At 54.5% G+C, this 23,911-nt stretch carries 13 protein-coding genes; 6 read left to right on the forward strand and 7 right to left on the reverse strand.

Translation table 11 applies throughout. The features are described from left to right. Positions 1–3: 3 nt before the first annotated feature. From EJ361_RS15475 to EJ361_RS15490, 4 genes are all read left to right on the forward strand, one after another. Positions 4–858 (forward strand): TraB/GumN family protein, encoded by an 855-nt coding sequence (locus tag EJ361_RS15475; protein ID WP_126246550.1) that lies wholly within the window; start codon positions 4–6, stop codon positions 856–858. Positions 859–1,040: 182 nt separating this feature from the next. Next, positions 1,041–3,215, forward strand: coding sequence for an outer membrane beta-barrel family protein (locus EJ361_RS15480; protein ID WP_126246551.1), 2,175 nt, complete (start codon positions 1,041–1,043; stop codon positions 3,213–3,215). Positions 3,216–3,296: 81 nt separating this feature from the next. Then, positions 3,297–4,394, forward strand: a complete 1,098-nt coding sequence (locus EJ361_RS15485; protein ID WP_126246552.1) for a sensor histidine kinase — start codon at positions 3,297–3,299, stop codon at positions 4,392–4,394. Beyond that, entirely contained in the window at positions 4,391–5,116 is a 726-nt protein-coding gene (locus EJ361_RS15490; RefSeq protein ID WP_126246553.1) for a LytR/AlgR family response regulator transcription factor, read from the forward strand. The genes EJ361_RS15485 and EJ361_RS15490 overlap by 4 nt, the downstream gene beginning before the upstream one ends. A gap of 66 nt (positions 5,117–5,182) precedes the next feature. Here EJ361_RS15490 and EJ361_RS15495 read toward each other — a convergent pair whose 3' ends face one another. The 6 genes from EJ361_RS15495 to EJ361_RS15520 form a co-directional block, all read right to left on the reverse strand. Further along, the gene (locus EJ361_RS15495; protein ID WP_126246554.1) at positions 5,183–5,887 is read right to left on the reverse strand and encodes a DUF92 domain-containing protein; all 705 of its coding nucleotides are present in this window, start codon (positions 5,885–5,887) and stop codon (positions 5,183–5,185) included. A 111-nt stretch (positions 5,888–5,998) separates the two neighbouring features. Further along, positions 5,999–6,931 carry a DUF5007 domain-containing protein gene (locus EJ361_RS15500; RefSeq protein WP_126246555.1) on the reverse strand — a complete coding sequence of 311 codons (933 nt, stop codon included), beginning with the start codon at positions 6,929–6,931 and terminating at the stop codon, positions 5,999–6,001. A 23-nt stretch (positions 6,932–6,954) separates the two neighbouring features. Continuing rightward, on the reverse strand, positions 6,955–7,650 hold the full coding sequence (locus EJ361_RS15505) for a hypothetical protein (protein ID WP_126246556.1): 696 nt from the start codon (positions 7,648–7,650) through the stop codon (positions 6,955–6,957). Positions 7,651–7,667: 17 nt separating this feature from the next. Then, positions 7,668–9,257, reverse strand: a complete 1,590-nt coding sequence (locus tag EJ361_RS15510) for a RagB/SusD family nutrient uptake outer membrane protein (protein WP_126246557.1) — start codon at positions 9,255–9,257, stop codon at positions 7,668–7,670. A 19-nt stretch (positions 9,258–9,276) separates the two neighbouring features. Next, positions 9,277–12,522 (reverse strand): SusC/RagA family TonB-linked outer membrane protein, encoded by a 3,246-nt coding sequence (locus tag EJ361_RS15515; RefSeq protein ID WP_126246558.1) that lies wholly within the window; start codon positions 12,520–12,522, stop codon positions 9,277–9,279. A gap of 336 nt (positions 12,523–12,858) precedes the next feature. Further along, positions 12,859–13,878, reverse strand: coding sequence for an isoaspartyl peptidase/L-asparaginase family protein (locus EJ361_RS15520; RefSeq protein ID WP_126246559.1), 1,020 nt, complete (start codon positions 13,876–13,878; stop codon positions 12,859–12,861). A 111-nt stretch (positions 13,879–13,989) separates the two neighbouring features. Between EJ361_RS15520 and EJ361_RS15525 the strand changes: the two genes are divergently transcribed. Then, complete coding sequence (locus tag EJ361_RS15525) at positions 13,990–18,801, forward strand: translocation/assembly module TamB domain-containing protein (RefSeq protein WP_164714269.1); 4,812 nt, start codon at positions 13,990–13,992, stop codon at positions 18,799–18,801. Positions 18,802–19,103: 302 nt separating this feature from the next. Here the strand turns inward: EJ361_RS15525 and EJ361_RS15530 are convergent, their stop codons facing one another. Continuing rightward, positions 19,104–20,306, reverse strand: a complete 1,203-nt coding sequence (locus EJ361_RS15530) for a bifunctional 3,4-dihydroxy-2-butanone-4-phosphate synthase/GTP cyclohydrolase II (protein WP_126246561.1) — start codon at positions 20,304–20,306, stop codon at positions 19,104–19,106. A 311-nt stretch (positions 20,307–20,617) separates the two neighbouring features. Between EJ361_RS15530 and EJ361_RS15535 the strand changes: the two genes are divergently transcribed. Next, entirely contained in the window at positions 20,618–23,872 is a 3,255-nt protein-coding gene (locus tag EJ361_RS15535) for a TonB-dependent receptor (RefSeq protein ID WP_126246562.1), read from the forward strand. Positions 23,873–23,911: the final 39 nt, after the last annotated feature.

Raw genomic sequence — 23,911 nt, forward strand, 5'->3', positions numbered from 1 at the left:
TTCATGTTCAAAAAAACGTTCGCCGCCATCGCATCCCTCTGCCTCACGATCCCTGCATTTGCCCAACAATCGCTGCTGTACAGGATTTCAGGCAACGGCCTCACCCAGCCGTCGTACCTTTACGGGACCGTCCATCTCATCTGCGAGCAGGATTTCAAAATGCCCGCCGGACTGGAGAAAGCGGTCAAAACCACCCAATCGCTCTTCCTTGAAGTAGATATGGACGATCCTATGCTCATGATGGCCATGGCGCCGCTGCTGCAAAGCAACGAACCGGATTACGCCCTCGAAAAGGCGTTTACCCCTGCGGATTACCGAAAGCTCACCAGTTTCATGAGCGACAGCCTGGGCATGGACCTCGTCAACTTTAAAAAGATGAAGCCCATGGTGTTGCTCAGCGTCATCCTTCCCAAAATGCTGGAATGCAAAACGTCCGTTTCCTACGAACAGAAATTGATGGAACTGGCCAGAGGCTCCGGCAAACCGGTGGAAGGCCTGGAAGGTATCGCCGACCAGATTGCCATCTTCGACAACCTTCCGGATTCGCTGGAGGCGCGGATGATCATGGACTATATCAATGACATCCCCAAACAGAAGGCGATTTTCAACCGGCTGATCGCCAATTACAAGAAGGGCGACGTGTCCGCGTTGCACCAGATGCTGGGGGAATCGCCCGAGTTCAAGGGATATGAAGACGTGCTCGTGTACGACCGTAACCGCAACTGGATCCCTGTGATGGACAAAGCGATGCGGCAAAACGGGGCGCTTTTTGCCGTGGGGGCCATGCACCTGGGTGGCGATCAGGGCGTGATCAACCTGCTGAAAAAGAAGGGTTTTAAAGTGGACCCCATCAAATAAACAATTGATTATCAAATGAATGAAAAGCCGTTTTCGTAAGGGGACGGCTTTTTACTTTGTACTGCGGAGGGAGCGCAATTCGTCAACCGCAAACCGGTTTCATCATGTAAAACAGGCTGTTGGTGTATCGAATTTTTAGTCCGGCAGCGGCCGATATAAGTTTGCATCATCAAATTCAGTGTATGCAAACCTTTTTAACCGCTATCATTTCAGCAACTATTCTTTCCGCAGCTCCTTCCGCCTATGCGCAGCAAAAGAAAGACACCGTCCCCGCTCCTTCCGTCAAGCAGCTCAAGACCCATGAGGTCACCAGTACCACGCCCCCTGTTACCATGCAGGGCGGCACCATGATCGTGAACGTCGGGAAATCGGTAACCGCCGCCGGCTCCAATGCCTGGGACGTAGTCACCAAATCTCCCGGCGTCATCACAGACAACAATAACAACCTCCAGCTCAACGGCAAGCCCGTGACCGTTTACCTCGACGGGCGGCCGGCGCGCCTCAGCGGGGAAGACCTCAAAACCCTCCTCGCCTCCACCGCAGGCAGCAACATCGACAAAATAGAGCTGATGAGCATGCCCAGCGGCAAATATGACGCGCAGGACGGGGCCATCATCAACATTAAAATGTTCAAGCCCAAAGACCTCGGCACCAACGGCAACGTAACGCTGACCGGCGGTTTCGGGCGCTACCTGCGCACCACCGAGGGCATCACCCTCAACCACCGCAGCAAGGGCGTGAACCTGTATGGCGGTTACGATCATAACTACGCCAAAACGTTCACCCATAATACCAACGACCGCCTGTATACCGACGGTTACGTGCTCACCGAAAGCGATTATAACAGGGAGAACAAGAACACCCATAATGTGCGCGCCGGTGTGGACTTCGATCTGTCCAAAACCTCCTCAGCCGGGGTGCTCGTAAAAAGCATGTTCAACAAACGCACCCGGCTGGGCGACAACTACACCACCCTTCCGGACTCCATTTTCCGCCAGGGCGCCACCGGTACGCAACGGCTCGTCAACCCCAGCGTGAACGCGTACTTCCGTACCGCCAGCGCCAAAAACAAGAACGAGCTGACCATCAACGCCGATTACTTCAATCACCGCAAAGACTGGGACGACCAGTTTTCCGGTCAATACCACGCCTATGTGACGGAAGCGCCAATCGGCAACTCCACCCACATCCGCAACTTTACCGAATCCGCCATCGACCTGTATTCCCTCAGCGCGGATTATACCCAGCAGTTCAAAGCGTTCAAGCTGGAGGCCGGCCTCAAATCCACCTTCACCGAAACCGACAACAACATGCATTGGGAAACGATGCAGAACGGCAAATGGGAAAACGATCCCAGCAAAACGAACCACTTCATATATAAGGAAAACGTGAACGCGGCTTACGCCGGCGCCACCAAAACCATCAAGAAATGGACGTTCAGCGCCATGCTGCGGATGGAGCATACCAATGCGAAGGGGAATAGCCTGACCATGGACCAAAAGTTCTCCCGCGACTACGTGCAACTGTTCCCCAGCGCATCTGCCTCCTACGCCATGAGCCCCATGAACCAGTTCAGCTTCAGCTACCGCAGGAGCATCAACCGTTTCGGGTTCGACATCGTGAACCCCTTCACCACCTACGTGAACGCTTACTCGCTCCGCCAGGGCAACCCGAACATCCAGCCCATGCTTTCGCAGGCCGTACAGGCCACCTGGAGCCACAAATACCAGCTGTTCACCACCGTGGCGTTTACCCGGATGACCGACAACCTGAGCATGACCTTCCGCCAGGACCCCGTCACCAAAGTGCAGATCATGAGCTTCGACAACCAGACCAACTTCAACCTGGCCTATGCGAACGTGGTGTGGGTAAAGCCTTTCACCCCCAAGATCCGCTCTACGTTTACCGTGACCGGCCTGTACCTGGGTATTAATACCAAACTGGACGGGATCGATTACAAAAAGAACAGCGTGACCGCTTTCGCCAATATCCAGAACTCCTTCACGCTGCCCAAGGGCTTCACGGCCGAGGTGAACGGCAACCTGCGCGGGCCTATCATGGCCGGTTATGCAGTGCTGAAAACACAGGGGAACGTAGACCTGGGGCTCAGCAAAACCATCATGAAAGGCAACGGTTCCCTGAAACTGGCAGCGGTAGACATCTTCAACACGAACCAGATGCGGTACAAAGTGCAATATTCATCCATCAATAACCTGGGCAAGATGAACATGGACACGCGCGCCGTGAACCTGACGTTCAGCTACAAATTCGGCAACTCGAACGTGAAAGCCGCGAAAGCGCGGAAGAACAGCATCGAGACCGAATCCGGACGAACATCCTCGCAACAGGGTTTTTAACCATTTAACGAGGAAGCCCCCGCATGGGGGCTTTCTCATCTTATTTTCAGTATTTTTGAACGAACGCTTACCACCCTGCACATGTTAATGGACAAAACCGGCCGATTTTTCAAAACAGAATGGAAAAGGATCCTGACGCTTTTCTCCATCGCGCTCGTCTGGAACATCATCACCTTCCTTTTCATCTACACCCTCGACCCCGACCTCACGGCGAACGCTTACGAACGCTTCGGGGGTACGTGGATCACCATATTCCGGTCTGTCGTAGAATTCACCATCACTTACTATGTGCTTATTTTCCTGGCCTGGCTGCCAGGGTTGCAGGAAAACCGGTGGGGGCGCTTCGTGGCGGTGGTCACTATCCTCTTTGCAGTTAAATTCGGGTATTCCATGTTGTACGAATACGCCAAAACGGTGTATGAAGTGAATGGCCGGTCGGACAAGGTAACCAAGTTCATGACCGCCAACAAAATGTTCGTTTTTTCCCTCACACAGATATTCACCTACCTGTTCAACCTCGCCATTACCTTTGTGGTGGCAGTTTTCATGCATTTCAGCCGTCGCGAGAAATTGCAGAAGGAACTGGAAAAGCAGAAGATGGACGCGGAGCTCAGCGCCATCAAGTACCAGATCAACCCCCATTTCCTTTTCAATTCGCTGAGTTTCATTTACAGCAAGACGGTGCCCCTCAGCGAGGAGGTGTCGAACGCCGTTCTGCTCCTGTCAGACATCATGCGGTATGCTTTGGGGAAGGAAGAAGACGCCGAGGGAAAGGTGGCCCTCACCAAGGAGATCACGCATATGAAGAACGTGATCGAAATCAACCAGATGCGTTTCAACAACAAGCTCAGCATCCAGTACAGCGAAGAGCTTCACAATCCCGGTGCGCGCATCGCCCCCCTCATCCTCATCACCCTCGTGGAAAACGCGTTCAAGCACGGCGACCTCCTCGACCCGGCCAACCCGCTCGTCATCCGCACCGAGGCCGACGACGAGCGCATCCGGTTTTACATCGGCAACAAGAAGAAGAAAGGGCCCAAAGAGCTATCGACCGGCATCGGCCTCAACAACGTGCGCCAGCGGCTGCAATTGACGTACGAAGGGAAATACAGCTTCACCATCAACGAAACGGAACATTTCTATACCGCCGAACTGATCATTCAACTGCATAAAAAATGATTAACTGCATTATTATCGACGACGAGCAGCACGCCATCGACCTGCTGACGCATCACATCCGGCAAACGCCTTTCCTCAACCTCCTCTATTCCACCACCGACCCGCTGGAAGGCTTGCAGGTATTGCATCAGCACAAAGTAGACCTTATTTTCCTGGACGTTCAGATGCCCTCCATGACGGGGATCGATTTCATCAAGGCCATCAACGGCAAATGCAAGGTGATCCTCACCACCGCCTACAGTGAATATGCAATGGAAGGGTTCGAGAACGAAGTGGTGGATTACCTCCTCAAACCCATCTCCTTCGCACGGTTCATCAAAGGCGCCCAGCGCGCCCTGACCCTCATCCAACCCGCTTCACCGCCGGCGAAGGAAGACAGCGACTTCATTTTCGTGAAAACGGAACAGAAAGGAAAACTTATCAAGATCAATATCCGTGATATTATTTTCATCGAAGGATTGAAAAACTACGTGAAGATCCACATCCGCAACGGTGAAAAGATCATCGCGCTGCTGAACATGAAAGACCTGGAAGAGCGGCTCCCCGCCGCCGATTTCGTGCGCACCCACAAATCGTTCCTCCTGGCTACCGGCTTCATCCGCATGATCGAAGGGAACACCGTCCACCTCGACAACACCGAGGAAAAAGTGCCCGTTGGCGATACCTACCGCGAAACCTTTATGAACCTCATGAAAGATAAAATCATGACCAACAAGAAATAACGCATTCCGGGCCAGGGAAAACATAATCCCGGCGCCGGCGATCGTCTGCCGGACCTGGCGTACGCATTAAACCGCGCATGCCCACAATCCCCAGGCCGCCAATGCGGCAACGGCCGTGTTGAGAAAATTGACGGCGTCGTTTTTGATCACGCCATTCCTTTCCAGCGTTGCTCCCAGCACAGAATCCGCGAGGTTCCCGATCGTTCCGGCGAGGACCACGATCCAGCAGCCGGTCCACGAGCCGGTGAACAACACGAAAATACATCCGATCACAGCCGACGCGGCGATGCCCAAAAGCGTTCCTTCGCGGCTGACCACGCCATCTCGCCCATTTTCATCTTTCCCGAAAGTCAGGATGTTATAGAACCGCCGTCCATACAGCGTTCCCAGTTCGGAAGACACTGTGTCTGCCGCCGCGGAAGCCATGGTGGCGGCCAGCATCAGCGGATAAGGAATGCCGGCGGACGGTGCGGCCACGATCAGCAAACATATAAGTGCCGCTGCGCCGCCGTTGGCGAATACCTGCCCGGCGTTCCGCTGTTGCTGCGCATCGCCGGTGAGTGCTTTGCGGGATTTGCCGTGCGCGGTGGCGAGGGTGCCCATGGCGAAGAAAGCGATCAGCATGGCCAGGCCCAGGTAACCGGCGCCGGTGAATACGATGATCCCCGTGAACCAGGCTGCGACCGTGGCAGGCGGGGTCAGTTTCCCGAGGCGGAAAGCAGCCGCGGCGCCGGCGCCCAGGGCGAGGATAACGAGGAAGTATTCGAGCATGGGGGCAAAGGTAATTTTTTATGAACGCATTGCGGACTGGGCCCTTTCAAAAAAAGAACGGGCGGTATCGCTACCGCCCGTTTCGTCTATGGTTGAAGGTCAGGGTTTAGATCAGGGATAGAATGCTTTCCAGGTAATCCTCCAGTTGCCGGGCCGGAATATTTTGAAACGCACGGCGGCGAACATATCGTAGTGATCGTCTTTGCCGAATGTAGCGCCGGGCACCCACCATTCGAACTCACGGTCCTGGGTGTTGAAGGGATACGATACATCGTATTCCAGGCGGTCGTCGAATTTGCGGTAAGCGAACGTAAAATCCTCCATGCGCTTGCCTTTCTGTTTGCTGCCTTCGGGGAACAGTTTCGGATTGAGCACCTGCCCTTCCGGAGAAATGAACTTGAAGGTGATAGTGCTGCCTTCGCCCAGGTATTCCACCTTCTGGAACTGGATATTGATAGAGTCGAAGTAAGGCGCACAGTTGTCCCAATCGTAGTCTGCGCAAACGATCCAGGCATAGTCGTTACGGTACTCAAAGTCTGCCCCTTTCACCACTTTCACTTCGAGTGCGTTGGTGATGACCCGGGAGCCGGCGCCGTTGGTGACTTTCACGTCGATGAAATAGGTGCAGGAATCCATTTCGTAGCTTTCCTTGCGGAAGATGATGCGGCCATCGTTCTTGTTGATCTCGAACACGGGGCGTTTCACTTTCTTCTTCTTTTTCTCCAGCTCTTCCAGGGTTTTTTCCTGGCCGGTGAATTCGTCGATCCATTCCACGGCGTCTACCTGTTGCAGCATTTCAGGGGCGGGCTGACCGTTCCATTTGCGGATGGCGGCCAGTTCCACAGTAATGGGGCCGGTGGTGCGGTCGAGCAGCAGATCGCCTTTCATGATGTCGCGCCCGGTTTCGAGGGTCATGATCTTGTCTTTATAACGGATATTATTACCGAAATACCCGTCTTGCAGGTCCACTTTCCGGCAACCGTATGCGAAGCCTCCGATGATGGCCGCCCCGAACAATATTTTATTTATAGTCTTCGTCTTCATGATTGCAAGTTTTTTAATATCCCTTATTTAAAGGGGAAATTGAAGGTATGCGAGCCGTTGAGCACCTGGATGTTCCCGTTGGTAGCCTGCAGGTCGGTGGTGATAACGATACCGCTGCTGACCCAGGGGTTCCAGCGTTTGCCGCCCACTTCGGTTTCGGGCCAGGTATTGGCGGCCGTGAAACGGCGGTTGGCGAACTGTCCATAGCCGTTGTGGTACCATACACGGAAGAACTTCGGGCCTGCTTCCTTCACACCGTTGTAGTCGTCGCGGCGGGGGGAGTCCAGGAACACGGAGTCTCCGGCAAGTGTTTTGATGAATTGGCCACCGCCCCTGGCGGCATCGTATTCGAAGGGAACTTCTTCCCGCCAAACCCGCACATTGGGGAGGATGTATTTCTGCATGGCGTTGCGCAGCGTTACCACGTTCACCGTGTCGAGCTTTGCGCCGCCCATCTGTTTGAGGTAGTTAACCACGCAAAGATCTTTGGGAGCGATGAACGTGATGTTGTTTTTCTTCACTTCTTCCGCCAGGCCGGTTTTATCGAGGATCCAAACGATGGTGTCGAATTCCAGCGGACGGCTTTTCAGGAAGTCGTAGATATTCATGTCGAGCTTGCCGGTGTGCACGCCGCCGTCGAAAAAGTGTTCCTTTTGGCAGGAGGCGGTCATCACCAAAGCCACCAGCAGGACCCAATATTGCAAGAGATATTTTTTCATGATTTCAGTTTTGTTGGTTAGTAGCGTTGCCAGTAACGCATTTGTTCCATGTTCGGGTTTTCGGTGAATGCGCGGTTGGAAACGGGCCATGTCCAGGCGCCATCGTTGAATTCTTCCGTTGTCATATCCGGGCGGGTGGGCACTTTGATATAATCGGGGGAAGTGATGTAGCCGGTGCGTACGAGGTCGTAGTAGTAATGGCCTTCTCCCAGCAGTTCGCGGCGGCGCTCGTTGAAGATTTCGAGGGAAAGGTCGGCGTCGGCACCGGTCCAGTCACCCAGCCAAACTCTTTTGCGGATGGTGTTGAGATCAGCACGTGCGTCTGTGAAATTGCCCAGGCGTGCGTTGCATTCGGCGCGGAGCAGCATGATGTCTGCGAGGCGGAACACGACGATGTTGGCATGGTAAATGAAACGTAAGGGGTCTACTACCCAAGCGTATTTGGTGTACACGAATTCTCCGGGTTTGGTGGAGCTGCCCGATTTCGGGAAGAATGCCACAAAACGCTGATCGTCCGTTGAATCGGGATAAACGATCTTCGGGTCGGTGATGCGCGAGAATACGCGGGAGCCGGCAGCGTTGGTTGAATCGTTGATCTTGAGATAGTTGATCCCCCACAACGGTTCATTGCGGTTGGCCAGGTTCGGTCCGAACAACATGAGGTTGGCGAGCGAGGAGTTGCGGCCAACTTCGCCGGTAGAGGGATTGAAGTCAATTTCCATGATCCCTTCTGAAGTGTTGCCACGGAAAATTGTCGGGTACTGGTAGTATACCGGCGAAGTGGAAGTAGGTTTGCGATCCTCGATCAGGCTATAAACGCCGCTGGTGATAACTTTGGTAGCGTATTGCACGGCTTCCGCGTCTTTATGGCGCCAGGCCAGCGCATGAGCCAGGGTAGCCTGCGCCATGCCTTTCGTAGCGCGGATGGCGTTCTTCGAAGCAATGGAATATTGCAGCGGCAGCAGTTCCTCGACCGCCTTCAGTTCCGACTCCACGAAATCGAGCACCTTGTTATAATCGGTACGGCCGAGTTTCTCGGTAGTACGAGGCGCCGTCACCAGAGGTACATTCCCCCAAACGCGTACCATGTAGAAGTACGTGAAGGCGCGCACGAAGCGTGCTTCCGCGATATAATGCCCGCGGGTGTAAGTGATGAACTGGTTCTCCGGTACGCGACCGGCATTTTCCAACACGATGTTGCACTGCTCAATCACCTGGTAAAACGGAGCCCAGTTGAACAGAATTCCGTCCCAACCATTTGTGGTCCCCCATTCGCTCCGCAACCTGTTCTTGCGCAGCGCCGCATCCGTATTATCACGGATTGGATCTTTGGTCGTATAGGAAGAAAGGCTCAGCCCCCTTCTGTCTCCATACATATAAAAACGCGGCTGGTAGGCGTTAGGATCGTTGTTGTTCATCGGGCTTTCCACGAATGTGGAGCGCAGCAGCGCGTAAGCACCGGCCACCGCGGCGTCGAGGTCGCGTTCGTTGGCCCAGAACTTGCCGTCCGGAATGGCCTGGATCGTGTCTATGTCCAGTTGTTTATTGCAGGACAGGGCCGTCAATCCCACCATCCCCATCAACACAAAATATATTCCTCTTTTCATACGATGCTAGTTGTTTGGATTAGAAAGTCAAGTTTAAGCCCAGGGTAATTTTGCGGGACAGCGGATAGTTACGGCCGCGGTCGTACCCGGAGGGGAACTCGATGCCTTCCGGATCTCTGCCGGAATATTTGGTCAGGATGAATACGTTTTCGGTATTGCCGTACACCAGTACCCTGTCGAGCCCGATGCGCTTCACCGTTTTGGAGGGCACATTGTAGCTGATCATGAGGTTTTTCAGGCGCATGAACGAAGCGTCTTCCACGAATGCGCTCTTGTAGTCGTAAATGTTCCAGAAAGTCTGTACCGAACCGGTCCAGTAGTCGAGCGTGGGGAAACGAGCGTCTTCACCACCGCGGCTGCCGGGGGCAAAACCGTAGATATCGTATTCTCCCAGCGGGGGAATGCCACCCCAGTCGAGGGAGTTACCGTTGAAATAATCGAAAGTCTTGTAGTTCGGATTATAACCGCCCACCACTTTGGTTGAGTTCCAGTAGCGTTGCAGCGCGGAGTTCACCACTTTGACCCCCAAACGGAAGTTGAACAGCATGTCTACCGTGAAATTCTTATAGGTGAAATTATTCGTCCAGCCACCTTCAACTTTGATGCTGGGATCGCCTACCCACATACGGTCGTTCACTTCACGTCCACCATCGCCGTTCAGGTCGTTGATTTTGTAGTCACCGTTCAGATCGAGGAAGCGGGGCGATCCAACACGGTATGGCAGGTAGCCGTAGTCGAAATAAAGTTTTCTACCGGTGAAGGGGTCAACGGGAACCTCCTCGTTGCTTTGCCAAACACCATCGCTCACCATGAACATGTAGCCATAGGGTGCGGAACCTACTTTCACCATCGTCAGCTGATCGAGGTACCAGGGCTGGTTGTTATTGGGCAGTTTCGCCACTTTCGTGGTATTGCGGGCCAGGGCCAGACGCGTGGTCCAGTTGAAACCGCCGGCTTTTTTGGATTGGAACACTTTACCGGAGAGCGTCAGTTCGAAACCTTTGTTCAGCAGGTCTACACCGTTACGGTTGATCATCGAATACCCGGAGCTGGTGGGCAACGTTTCGGCGTAGGTACCACCTTCGGTATAGCGTTGATAGATATCGGCGATGAGGCTGATCCTGTTTTTCAGTACGGAGAGCTCGATCCCGAGGTTCGATTGGTCGGAATATTCCCAGTCCAGGTCCGGGTTCCGCATCTGCGAGAAGTTCTGCACGGCTGCCTGTGTACCGCCGTAGGTAGAAACGTAAGATTCTCCGGGCTCGCCGAATCCGCCGGCAACAGGCAGCAGGCTGCTGATGCTCGCGAAGTTCTGCACGAACTGGTTGGCGGTTTTACCCCAGCTATAACGCACTTTGGCTTCGTCGATCCAGGGAAGGTTGTTTTTCACGAAAGGCTCTTCCGCGATGCGCCAACCGGCCGAGAAGGTGGGGAAGTAACCCCAGCGGCGGTCAGGTGAAAGTTTGGAGGAACCATCCGCGCGCAACGATGCGTCAAACAGGTATTTTTCGCGGAAACCGTAGTTCACTTTACCCAGCACGGAAGATGTGGCATTGGCGCCGTACCCGGTAATGGTATTCGTGTTTTTCCGGGAGAAGCCGTTTACCACCTGTACGTAATCGGACGCACCGCCGGTAGCGATGATGGTTGTGGTTTCCATCGTGTTCTTGTTGAACTCCTGCACAAGAAACGCACCGTAGTTATGATCGTTGTTTCTGGTAGTATGGTTGTACGATAACTGGTTAGTGATCGTATAGGCGTTACTGATGCCGCTATACTGGCCTGCGTCAGAGATGCCATTGTTGGCTACGCCGGCAAAGAAATAGTCACGTTTGTCAGACGCGTAGCTGACAGACCCGGTGGAGGTGAACAGCAGGTCGGGCGTGAACTGGTACATGATCTGCAGGCTGGTGTTGGCCGTATTGGTGAAGTTCAGATCGCGGTTGCGCGTGTATGCGTCCAGCATCCCGCCACCATAGGGGCTCTTGTCGGGCACCATGTAAACGGAAGACGGAATGCTCCAGATCCCGCGGGAGCTGATACCCTGTCCATTACGGCTGTTGCCGCGTGAACGATCGGTCCGGCCCAGATAAGATTGCATCTGGATGGTAGTCTTCTTGTTCGGCAACAGGCGGCCGGTGAAATTCACGGTATACCGCTTGAAACCGGTGTTGAGGACGATCCCCTGTTCGTTGAAATACCCTCCACCCAGGCGGAAGTTGCCCATTTCGTTACCGGAAGACACGCTCGCATCGTAGTTCTGGATGTGCCCTGTGCGGAAGTACATGCTCTGCCAGTCGGTAGAGTTGTTGAAATACGGGTTGAGGCTGTCCGTCATCTGGATGGGCATGCCCGACATCAGGGAGTTGTAGGGAGCAAATCGCTGCCAGATGTCGACTTTCGCCTCGCGCTCAGATTTACCGCCGAGAACGGGGAAAAGTTGGGGTGCGAAGTTAACGCCGTTGTAAGCGCGAACATCGATCTTGGGCTTGCCGGATTTAGCGGTTTTGGTTTTGATGATGATAACGCCGTTAGCACCTCGTGAACCGTACACAGCAGCCGCGGCAGCGTCTTTCAGTACGTCGATAGATTCGATGTCGTTAGGGTTCAGCCAGGAAATGGGGCTGTTGCCGGTGGCGAAATCGTTGGCGGAAAAACTTTTCGAGCCCGCGCGGTCTGCCGGAACCTGGATCCCGTCTACCACATACAGCGGGTCGGAATAGATGCGATCGTCGTTGAAGCTGGATGCCACGCTGGCGTTACCGCGGATGAATACCGGGGCGCCGATGCCCGGGGCGCCCGAGCTGTTGATCACGGCCAGACCGGCCACACGGCCCTGCAACAGGTTCACCACGGATGCGGCAGGGATGTTCTGGATTTCATCGCCTTCCAGCCGGGTCACGGAAGTAGTGAGCGTTTTGCGCTTCTTCTGCTCGTACCCGGTGATCACCACGTCTTTCAGCTGCTGGGCGTCTGACTGCATCACCACCTTGTACTCCGTCCGTTTGTCGACGTTAATGGTAATGCGGGTGTACCCCATGAAGGAGAATTCCAGCGCCGGACTGGCAGATTTTAAAGTCAGGGTAAATTTTCCGTCGGCCAGGGATGCCGTACCGTTGGAGGTCCCCACTTCCCGGATAGATACCCCGGGCAGGGCCTCACCTTTGGCATCCGTCACTGTACCGGACACCTTTCGGTCCTGAGCCAGGGCAACAGCATATGCTGCCCCTAGCAGGACCAACAAAAAGAGTAGCTTCTTGGTCATACAAATCTTGATTGATAAAACTGGTAATGATGCTAAACGTATTGCAATGAAGTAGAACTTCCTTTGCAAATCGTTCAACCGAAAAATAGAATGTTTAAAATTTTGTTAAATATCCCACCATCAAATCATGATAATGCCATTACATTTCATCGATCAAAAAATATGTCTGACTTAAAACGTAAAAATTAGTTGATTTATATATTTGATTATCAATGCTATACGCACTTGATAAATTCATAGATATCATTACGACTTTTTCGTAAATCAATTTACTATCAGTATTGTATAAAATACCATCAAAACATACACGATTGCGTGACAGTATGATGACAAACACTATTTAAAGATCCTCACCTCCATCTTCCCATTTTCAGTAATTGCCGCCCGATACATGCCCGCCGTGTTAAATGACATCGCGATCCGGCCGCGGGTATCGATCGCGATAAGGCCACCGTCGCCCCCCAGCGCAGGTACTTTCCTCATTATCAATTCGTTCGCCGCATCCAGGACGCTCATTCCTTTATATTCGATAAGATCACAAACCGTCTTCGCCACCACCAGCCGGATGAAATACTCACCCCAACCCGTACACGAAACGGCGCAGGTCGCGTTATCGGCGTACGTCCCCGCTCCGATCACCGGCGCATCCCCCACCCGGCCGTACCGCTTGTTGGTCATGCCCCCGGTAGACGTGGCCGCCGCCAGGTTCCCCTGCCGGTCGAGCGCCACCGCCCCCACCGTCCCGAATTTATAGTCGCGCATCTCCGCCCCCAGCCGCGCGGAAGCCGCCGTGTCCGCATGGTCCGGCTGCTGGCGGGTACTATCCAGCTGCCGGGCACGCAGCAGCCCCTGCCATCGTTCCTCCGTCCGGAAGTATGCAGGGTCCACGATCTCCAGGCCCGCTTCCTTCGCGAACGTCTCCGCCCCTTTCCCGGTCATCATCACATGCTTACTTTTCTCCATCACCGCCCTGGCGGCGGATACCGGGTTCCTCAACACGGTAACGCCCGCCACCGCGCCGGCTTCCAGCGTTTTACCGTTCATGATCGCCGCATCCAGCTCATTCTTCCCCTCGGCAGTGAACACCGCGCCCTTGCCAGCATTGAAAAGCGGGCAATCCTCCATCGACCGCACCGCCGCCTCCACCGCGTCCAGGCTCGAACCGCCCTTGCTCAGCACATCATAACCCGCCGTCAGCGCAGCTTTCAGTGCATCGCGATAGGCCGTTTCCTTTTCCGGCGTTAATTGCGTCTTCAAAATCGTGCCGGCCCCGCCGTGGATGACGAGCACGTATTTTTCCTGGGCCGCCGCCCAACCGGTTTGCACCAGGAGGCAAAAAATGAGTATAAAGCGCATGGGATGGGTTTTATTCAAATTTATATGTAGCAGATTCAATTGGCAAACATTTTGGTAATGACTATTTTTGCCGGAATAAATCGGAGTTCCCTGAAAAAAGTTCGCAAAATATTGACCATCGCCCTGCTGAGCCTGCTGGGCCTGTTACTCCTCGTCAGTATCCTCGTCAATATTCCCTACGTTCAGAACCTCCTGGTCCAGGAAGTTACGGCGCGCCTGTCCAAACAGCTGAACACCCGTGTCGAAATCCGCCACGTCAACTTCCGCCTGTTCAACAGCATGCGCCTGGAAGGCACGCTGGTGGAAGACCGGAACAAAGATACCCTCCTTTACGCAGAAGCCCTCCACGTCCGCATCACCGACTGGTTTTTCATCCAGGAAAAACCGGTGCTCAAGTTCGTAGGGCTCGAAGATGCGCAGGTCAACCTCATCCGCCCCCGGAACGACTCCCTCTGGAACTATCAATTTATTATAGACGAATTCGGCGGCGCCCCCGTTCAACCGGCCAAAAAACAGAAAACGGGCATTTCGCTCGACCTGAAAAAAGTGGATTTCCGCCGCGTACGGTTCAACCTGGTCGACAAATGGGTGGGCGAAGACATGAACGCTTCCGCCGGCCGAATTTACCTCGACGCCGAACAGCTCGATCTCCTGAACCGCAACATCAAAATCAACGAGCTCCTGCTCGATCAGCCCTCTTTCATAGTTTCCAGCTACCCGGCCAGCCCCCTGCGAAAGCGCCGCGCCCCGTCGCCCGCCGCACCCAAGCCCGTGCCGGACTCCGCCGCCATCGTACCTTTGCGATGGAATGCCGACAACTGGAAACTGATCGTCAAATCCCTCACGATCAAAGACGGCGCCTTCGGCGTCAACAACCTCAGCGATTCGGTGCCTTCCACTGCCGGGCAATTCGACCCCTCACGCATCCGGTTCGCCCAAATCAACCTATCTATCTCCAACAGCCGGCTCGTGAAAGACAGCATTTTCGCGGACCTGGCGCTCAGCACCCGCGAGCGCAGCGGGTTCGAAGTGAAATCGCTGAAGGCGAAATTCAAAATGTCGCCCGTCGAAATGGAATTTAACGACCTCGACCTGGTGACCAACAACAGCCACATCAAGGATTATTATACGATGCAATACGAGGACATGGCCGACCTGGGCGACTATGTAGACCTCGTGACCATGAAAGCCAATTTTCGCGAAACCCGCCTGTCATCCGACGATATCGCGTTTTTCGCGCCGCCGCTTTCGGCCTGGGATACGGAAATCCGGGTGAATGGATCGGTGGAAGGACCGGTGAGCAACCTTTCCGCAGACAGCATGCAGCTGCAGGGCGGAAAGGCGACGCGGCTCCGGGGGAACTTCAGCATGAGGGGACTTCCCTACATCAACGAAACCTTCATCGATTTCAACGCGCGGGAACTGACGACCAGCGGCGCCGACGTCCGCCAGCTCTTCCCCATGCTCAAAGACATCACGGCCGTCCGCACCGAGCTCATCCAGCGGCTCGCCTTCCAGGGGAGCTTTACCGGGTTCGTGAACGACTTCGTGGCCTACGGGAAATTCCAGACCAACCTCGGCAACCTCGATTCCGACATCAACTTCAAGACAAGCAAAGATGTGCCCGTTTACTCGGGAAGCCTTACCACATACGACTTCCAACTCGGCGAGCTCCTCGGCAACACCATCGTGGACCGGTTGACGATGAAAGCCGAGGTGAAAGGCGAAGGTTTTAATTTCAAAAACCTGAAAGCCGCAGTAGACGCGGATATCCAACAGATCGGCCTGTATGGCTATCAATATCGGAACCTGAAGACCGAAGGCGAAATGAACCGGAAATTCTTCAACGGCGCACTGACCGTGAACGATCCCAACCTGGACATGGATTTCACGGGAACGATCGATTTCAACAGCCGGCTGCCCATATTCAATTTCTATTCGGAAATACGCAACAGCGACCTCAAGGCGCTCCACCTCACGGAAGATTCCATCACCCTCCAGGCGAAAGCCGACCTCAATTTCGCCGGCAGCAACATCGATAACTTCGACGGCACCGCCCGGCTGTACGACCTTTCCCTGTTCAAAAACCGGAACCGCGTGGAATTCGACAGTCTTTCCGTCTACACCGGCACCGAAAACGGGCTAAAGACCTTACGGGTACGGGGGAACGAGATAAACGGGTTCGTGCAGGGAAGCTACAGTTTCATGGAATTGCCCAATGCGTTCAAACTGTTCCTCAATAAATATTACCCCAGTTTCTTCAAATCACCGCCCATGATCAATGCCGGGCAGGACTTCACCTTTGCCCTGGAATTCGGGCAGGTCGACAAGCTCATCGCCGCATTTACCAACGACGTGAGCGGTTTCGACGGCACACGGATCGAGGGGGCGCTCAATACCCTGACGGGGAACGTGTCGCTCAATGCGGTGGTACCGGAAGCGGCTTTCCGGGATTTCGGGGTGAGGAACCTCCTACTCAAATCCAACGGCGATTTCAGCCGTATCAACGTCAGTACGAGCCTCGGCGAGGTATTGTTCCGGGACAGCGTCATCTTCCGCAATCCGCTCATCCTGGCCAGCTCAGGGAAAGACACCTCGCTCATCAAGCTTGATCTGCAGGTTGAAGACACGACCTCCCTCAATGGATTCTACGCGCGGCTGGTAACGGTGGGCGATGGCGTGAAGATCCACTTCCTCAACAGCTCCTTCACCGTCAACGGCAAGCCCTGGAACATGATGTCCGGGAACGAAGTGTACTGGAGCACCGACTTTCTGACCGTCCATAACCTGAAAATCACGCGCAACGACCAGGCCATTACCATCAGCACCAACGAATTCAACCCGGACGAGTCGCGGTTCATGATCAACCTGAAAGACCTGAACCTCGCCGATATCATCCCCCAGGGCCTTACCAACAACCTCATCGAAGGCATGGCCAATGGCGATATCGATGTTCACGATCCTTTCGGGCGGCTGAGCGTGGACGCTGACGTGCGGACGAGCCAGCTGCGGGTGGACAACGACTCCATCGGGCTCGTCAACTGGAAAGGAAATTACGACCATTCGATCGGGCAGCTTTCCTTCGACGTGTCGGCCGACAATTCCCTGGCCAGCTTTACGGCCAAAGGCACCGTGGGCCTCAGCGACAGCAACCGCGTGGTAAACGCGTCCACCGACCTCAACAACACTTCCATCAGCCTGCTCGATAAATATTTGGGAGATTACGTGAGCGAACTGACCGGTTCGGCCACCGGCCACCTCGACGTGACCGGCACCACCGACAAACCGTCGTTCCGGGGATCTGTAAAAGTGCAGGATATCGGGATGAAAGTGAATTATCTCGGAACACGGTACAAAATCCCCCTGCTCCATGTGCATCATATGGACGATAACCTCATCGAAATGAAGCCGTTCACGCTGATCGACAAGTTCAACAACAAGGCGGTGGTGAACGGGTTTATCCAGCATCAGAACTTTTACGATATGGTGTTCGAGTTTGACGTGCAGTCAGACAAATTCCTGTTCCTGGATACGGGGCCGGCGGATAATGATCTGTATTATGGAACGGTGCTCTCGCAGGGAAGGGTATATTTTAACGGTCCGCTCGAAAACCTTGAGCTTCGCGTGCTGGCGCGCCCGCTGAAAGGGACGCATTTCTACCTGCCATTGAGCGACAGCAAGGATATCGGCAAGCACGAATACATCCGGTTCAAGCAATACGGAAAGGTGGTGGAAGAGCAAAAGAAGAAAAGCGACATCAAGCTGAACGTGAAGATGGACATTGCCGCCAACCCGGACGCGCAGATCGACGTGATCCTGAATGCCTCCACGAACGATGTGATTTCCGCCAACGGAACGGGCAACCTGGCCATCAACGTGAACCTGGAAGGGGATTTCACGATGTACGGCAATTATACGATCAATACCGGTACTTATAATTTCAGTTTCCAGCGGCTCGCCAGCTGGAAGTTCGATATCGACAAGAACAGTACGATTTCCTGGAACGGCGATCCCGGCGAGGCTTTGGTGAACATTACGGCGAAATACAGCATTCCCAAGGTGAGTTTGTACAATCTGAGTACCGCCGCCGCCTCGGGCGCGGCGGGCGCATCGGCTACAGACGACAAGCTGATGAACCGTTCGGAGCGGGTGGATATCTTGCTGTACCTGCGGCAGTCGCTCACGCAGCCGACCATCACTTACGAGATTACTTTGCCGGACGTGGGTTCCATGGCGTATGAGAGCGGGGTGGCGTCGCGGTTGAAGGAGATCAACTCCAACCAGAACCAGGCGTTGTACCAGATTTCGTACCTGCTGGCAACGGGCCAGTTCCAGCCGCCAGACGGCAGCGCCAACGTGGCAATTACGGGCAAGAACAGTGTGGGGCAGGCTTTGAGCGCACAGGCATCGGCGATCCTGAACAACTTCTCCAATACTTTCCTCAAGAATGCAGGGATCGGTTTCAATGTAAACTATACCGCCTATAACTTCAATAACAGCGCCAGCAGTTCGTATGACAGGAACCTGGTGAGCACGGGTATTACCAAATCGTTCCTGAACAACCGGATACGTTTATACGTTGGCGGGAATTATGACTGGGGAAGGGTTTCAGCGAGCTCGTCCACACAAAACTTCGCGGGCGACTTCCGCATCGAGTATTTGCTGACGCCTGACGGGCGCGTCCGTTTGAATGCGTTCAGCAAGATGGATTATGATGCATGGTTGCTGGATAACAGGATCCGGAGTGGCGTGGGGATGTCTTACGTACGGGATTTCAACCGGTTCGGGGAGCTCTTCAGCGACCGGCGGATGCGGCGGATCCAGGATAGCATCGCAAGGGCGGCGATGCTGCGCAGGATGCAGGAAGACAGTTTGCGCCTCGATGACAACGAGCATGAAAAAGACTCGGTGGACAGACCCTGAAATGGTATACCTACCACGTTCACAAAATGAACGGAATGAAAGGCTGCTAAAAAATTTTCGTATTCGATGGATGGCTGCGTTTTCTTCAAAATTGGAGAAAATGCAAATGGCAATTCAAGTAACACGAACGGGAAGGTGGGCCGAGATGTCTGCCATGATACGCTAAAGTTCGTCAACCCGATCTTGAACCACGGAGCCTCTCAACTGGCGAAAGATTCCAAACTGTCCAAAACAGCGGACCCTGCGCCCTGGCGCAGGGTCCGCTTGCCTGATCGCAATGGCCCGATTACCCTGCCGGCGGCTTACCCTTTCAAAATCTCGTGACCGAGCTTATCGCGTTTCGTTTTGAGATAGAACTCGTTGTGGGGATTGGGATGAATTTCGATAGCCACGTTCTCTACGATCTCGAGGCCGTAGCCTTTGAGGCCCGCGCGCTTGCGGGGATTGTTCGTGATGAGGCGCATTTTCGTTACGTTCATGTGGCGGAGGATTTGTGCGCCTACGCCGTAATCGCGCTCGTCCATCCCGAAGCCCAGTTCCAGGTTCGCTTCTACGGTATCTTTACCTTCTTCCTGGAGCTTGTAGGCTTTGAGTTTGTTCATGAGCCCGATGCCGCGGCCTTCCTGGTTCATGTACAGGATAAGGCCTCTGCCTTCTTTCTCCACCATTTGCATGGCCGCCTGCAGCTGTTCGCCGCAATCGCAGCGGAGAGAATGCAGGATGTCGCCCGTAAAGCAGCTGGAATGCACGCGCACCATCACGGGGTCTCCCTGGTTCCAGTCGCCCTTTTTGAGCGCCATGTGCATGTCGCCGGAATTGAGCTGTTTGAAAGCTACCAGTTCGAAATTGCCGTATTTGGTGGGCATCTGCACCCGTACTTCTTCCTCGATGAGCGATTCGGTACGGAGGCGGTATTCGATCAGGTCCTTGATGGAAATGAGCTTGAGGTCGAATTTTTTGGCGATCTCGCGGAGCTCTGGAAGGCGGGCCATGGTTCCGTCTTCGTTCATGATCTCCACCAGTACGCCCGCTGGCTCGAAGCCGGCCAGGCGCGCCAGGTCGATCGTAGCTTCGGTATGCCCCGTTCTGCGAAGCACCCCGCCTTTTTTAGCCCGCAGGGGGAAAATGTGCCCGGGTTTGCCCAGCTCTTCGGGCCGGGTACCGGGATCGATGAGCGCCTGAACGGTTTTGGCGCGGTCGGAGGCGGAAATGCCGGTGGTGCAGCCGTGGCCAAGGAGGTCGACAGACACGGTAAAGGGCGTCTGGTGCAATGCGGTATTGTCCCGCACCATCAGATCGAGCCCCAGCTCCTCACAGCGCTCCTCCACAAGCGGCGCGCAGATCAGTCCACGGCCGTACATACTCATAAAATTGATCACTTCCGGCGTCACGTTACGCGCAGCCGTAATGAAATCCCCTTCGTTCTCACGGTCTTCGTCATCCACTACAATGACCAGTTTCCCCTGCTTTATATCCTCAATGGCGGATTCGATAGTATCCAGCATAATGATTCTTCTATTGTGAAATGAATGTGCAAAGTTAGGATATAAAATCGACGTTTGACGCGCCCCCGGCCCCATCCTTCCCTGCTCATCCGCCCTTCACATATTAAACTATAATTAATTTGAAAAAATAAAAATCTGTCCGGAAGGCATTTAAACAAATCGCACCCGTTTTCAGTTATAAAAGGTAGAAATCAAAATCTAAGGGCTCAATTGTTGGCGAATATTCAACATGTAACAATTTGTTAAAGTCAAGTTAAATTTTACCCGGCATATTTCGTCATCTTTGCACCATCATCATCAAATCGGTTGTTATGGGATTAAAAAAGTTACTCATCACATGTATTGTGTTTGTGCTGGGATTGACCTGCGCATATGCACAGGTTACCACCGGCGGCATCACGGGAAACATTAAAGATGCCAGCTCCAATGAAATGCTTATCGGCGCCACCGTGAAGGCCGTTCACGTGCCCACCGGCACCATTTACGGCACCACCACCATGGAAAACGGCCGCTACAACATTCCGAACATGCGCGTTGGCGGTCCGTACACCATCACCGTCACCTACGTGAGCTACAAAGAAGAAAAGATCGAAAACGTGGCCATTCCACTCGGTCAGATCTTCCGGCTCGACTTCGCCCTCCAGCCGGCCTCCACCGGCCTACAGGAAGTGGTGATCACCGGCCGGCAGGATAAAACCTTCAACGCAGGCCGCACCGGCGCCTCCACCGCCATCGGCCGCGAACAGCTGGCCAACCTGCCTTCCCTCAGCCGCGGCGTTGCCGATTTCACGAAACTCACCCCCCAATCCGGTAAAAAACTCAACTTCGCCGGCCGGAACGGCTTATATAACAGCTTTACCATCGACGGCTCCACCTTTAATAATGCCTTCGGCATCACCGAGCTCCCGGGCGGACAAACCAACGCCCAGCCCATCAGCCTCGACGCCATCGAGCAATTACAGGTGAACCTCGCTCCCTACGACGTGAAACTCAGCGGCTTCACCGGTGCCGGCATTAACGCCGTAACCCGCGGCGGCACCAACGAATTCACCGGCTCGGTCTATACCTTTATCCGTTCCAAAGGCCTCACCGGCAGCAAGATAGACGGAAAGTCCGTGCAAAAAGACGATTTCAAGCAGAACCAGTATGGCTTCCGCGTGGGCGGGCCCATCGTCAAGAATAAACTCTTCTTCTTCATCAGCGGCGAACTGGAACGCCAGGAATCGCCCGCCAGTAACTTCCGCGCCAACCGCGATCCCAACGCCAAATCCGTGAACGACGTTCCCGCCGGCGTGGCTTTCGTGAACGCATCCGCCCTCGATTCCGTCCGCAACCTGCTCATCAGTAAATATGGTTACGATCCGGGCCGATATGAAAATTTCTCGCTGCCGACGCACAACGATAAGGTAACGGCCCGCTTCGACTGGAACATTAACGACAAAAACAAACTGACCTTCCGCTACAGCTGGCTCAACGCTTACCGCGACATCGGCCCCAGCGCGTCCAACTCCAACAGCGGCCGCGGCCAGAGCAGCACTTCGCTGTATTTCGAGAACATGAAATACCGCCAGTACAATAAGCTCAACTCGTTCGTACTGGAATGGAACAACAACATCAGCAACCGCTTCGCCAATAACTTCACCGCCACTTACTCCCGCTTCCGCGACCACCGCGAGATCTTCGGGCGGCCATTCCCCGTAGTTGACCTCGAAGCCGGCGGCAGGAACTATATTTCCTTCGGCTCCGAGCCCTTCTCCGGCCTCAACAACTCCGGGCAAGACCTTTGGCAGATCACCAACAACTTCAACTGGTACATGGGCAAACACACGCTGCTGTTCGGCGTGAGCGGCGAATACTACAAATTCAGCAACGGGTTCGCCCAGTTTGTTTACGGTCAATTCCGTTACGCCAGCGTGAACGATTTCTTCGACGCTACCGACGACAATACCGTGATGCCGACTTTATACCAGCGCACTTTCTCCGCCCAACCCGGCAATCCCTCCCCCATCGCCAAGCTGAACACGGCGGCGATCGCAGCGTATGTGCAGGACGAATTCCAGGTCGCGAATAATTTCCGGTTGACGTACGGCGTCCGCATCGACGTGCCCTGGTACCCCAACGATCTCGCTACCAATCCGAAAGTCAATGACATGACCTTCCGCGACGGCGAGAAACTGGACGTGGCCAAACTCCCCAAAGCGCAGATCCTCTGGTCGCCCAGACTGGGCTTCAACTGGGACGTGGCAGACAATAACACTTACCAGATCCGTGGCGGGACCGGCATCTTCACCGGCCGCATTCCCTTCGTGTGGGCCGTGAACCAGGCCGGTCAGAACGGTCTGCTTTTCGGTAACGAGTTCACCATGAACCCGACCAACCGCCCGTTCACAGACGACCCCAGCGCCTACATCCCCGCCAATCCGGCCGCATCGCCCACATTTGCCATCAACGTCATGGACCCCGACTTCAAGTACCCGCAGGTATGGCGCTCGAACCTCGCGGCGGACATCCGCCTGCCGGCAGACGTGATCCTGACCCTGGAAGGTATTTATACCAAAGACATCAATGCGGTCTTCCATCGCGACGCGAACCTGAAATACCCGACAGGCACGCTTCCCGGCCCGGACAAGCGACCGCTTTTCCCCGGCGGCAGCGCCAACCGCATCAACAGCAGCCTCACCAACGCCATCGTGCTGGATAATTCATCGAAAGGTTATTCCTACGCGCTCACCGCGCAGTTGCAAAAAACCTTCGACTTCGGTCTCAGCGGCATGGTCGCTTACACGTATACCGATGCGAAAGACGTGACTTCCAGCCCTGGTTCCCAGGCGGCCAGCGCCTTTAACGGCAACCAGATCGTCGGCGACCCGAACATCCCCGTGCTGGCGCGCACCAACTTCCTGGTCCGCAACCGTGTGATCGGTACGCTTTCCTACAACATCAAATACGCCAAACTCCTCGGTACCACGCTGTCCCTCATTTACGAAGGACAACCGTATAACGACGGGTTCGACAATTCCCGCGTAAGCTACGTATACGGCGGCAACGCGAACAACGACAACGGTACGAGCAACGACCTGGTTTATATTCCGCGCAATTCCGGCGAAATCATCCTCATCCCCAGCCGCGCCGGCTTCAACCAGCCGCCCGATACCCGCACGCCTGCACAGATCTGGGACGATCTCGACAATTATATCCGTAGCAATCCCTATCTCGACAAGCGCCGCGGACAATACGCGGAAAGGAACGGACTGGAATTCCCCTGGTACAACCGTTTCGACTTCCGCCTCGTTCAGGATATCGATTTCAGCAAGATCGCACCGAAATCGAAAAGCAAGTTGCAACTGACCTGGGACATCATCAACGTGGGCAACCTGCTGAACAGCAAATGGGGCGTAACGCAAACGTCCAACACGAGCAGCTTCCTCGCTTTCCGCGATTACAACGGGGCCGGCGGGCAACCGCGCTTCTCGTTCGACAAGCTGAGCGGCCCTTTCCGTACAAATACCGGCATTGCCTCGCGCTGGCAGATGCAAGTGGGCGTACGGTATATTTTCAACAATTAATCCTCACCTGTAAAACGATAAAAGCCGCCCGGTGCATCC

The sequence above is a fragment of the Chitinophaga rhizosphaerae genome (genome assembly GCF_003958645.1).
In the GTDB taxonomy this organism is placed as follows: Bacteria; Bacteroidota; Bacteroidia; order Chitinophagales; family Chitinophagaceae; genus Chitinophaga; species Chitinophaga rhizosphaerae.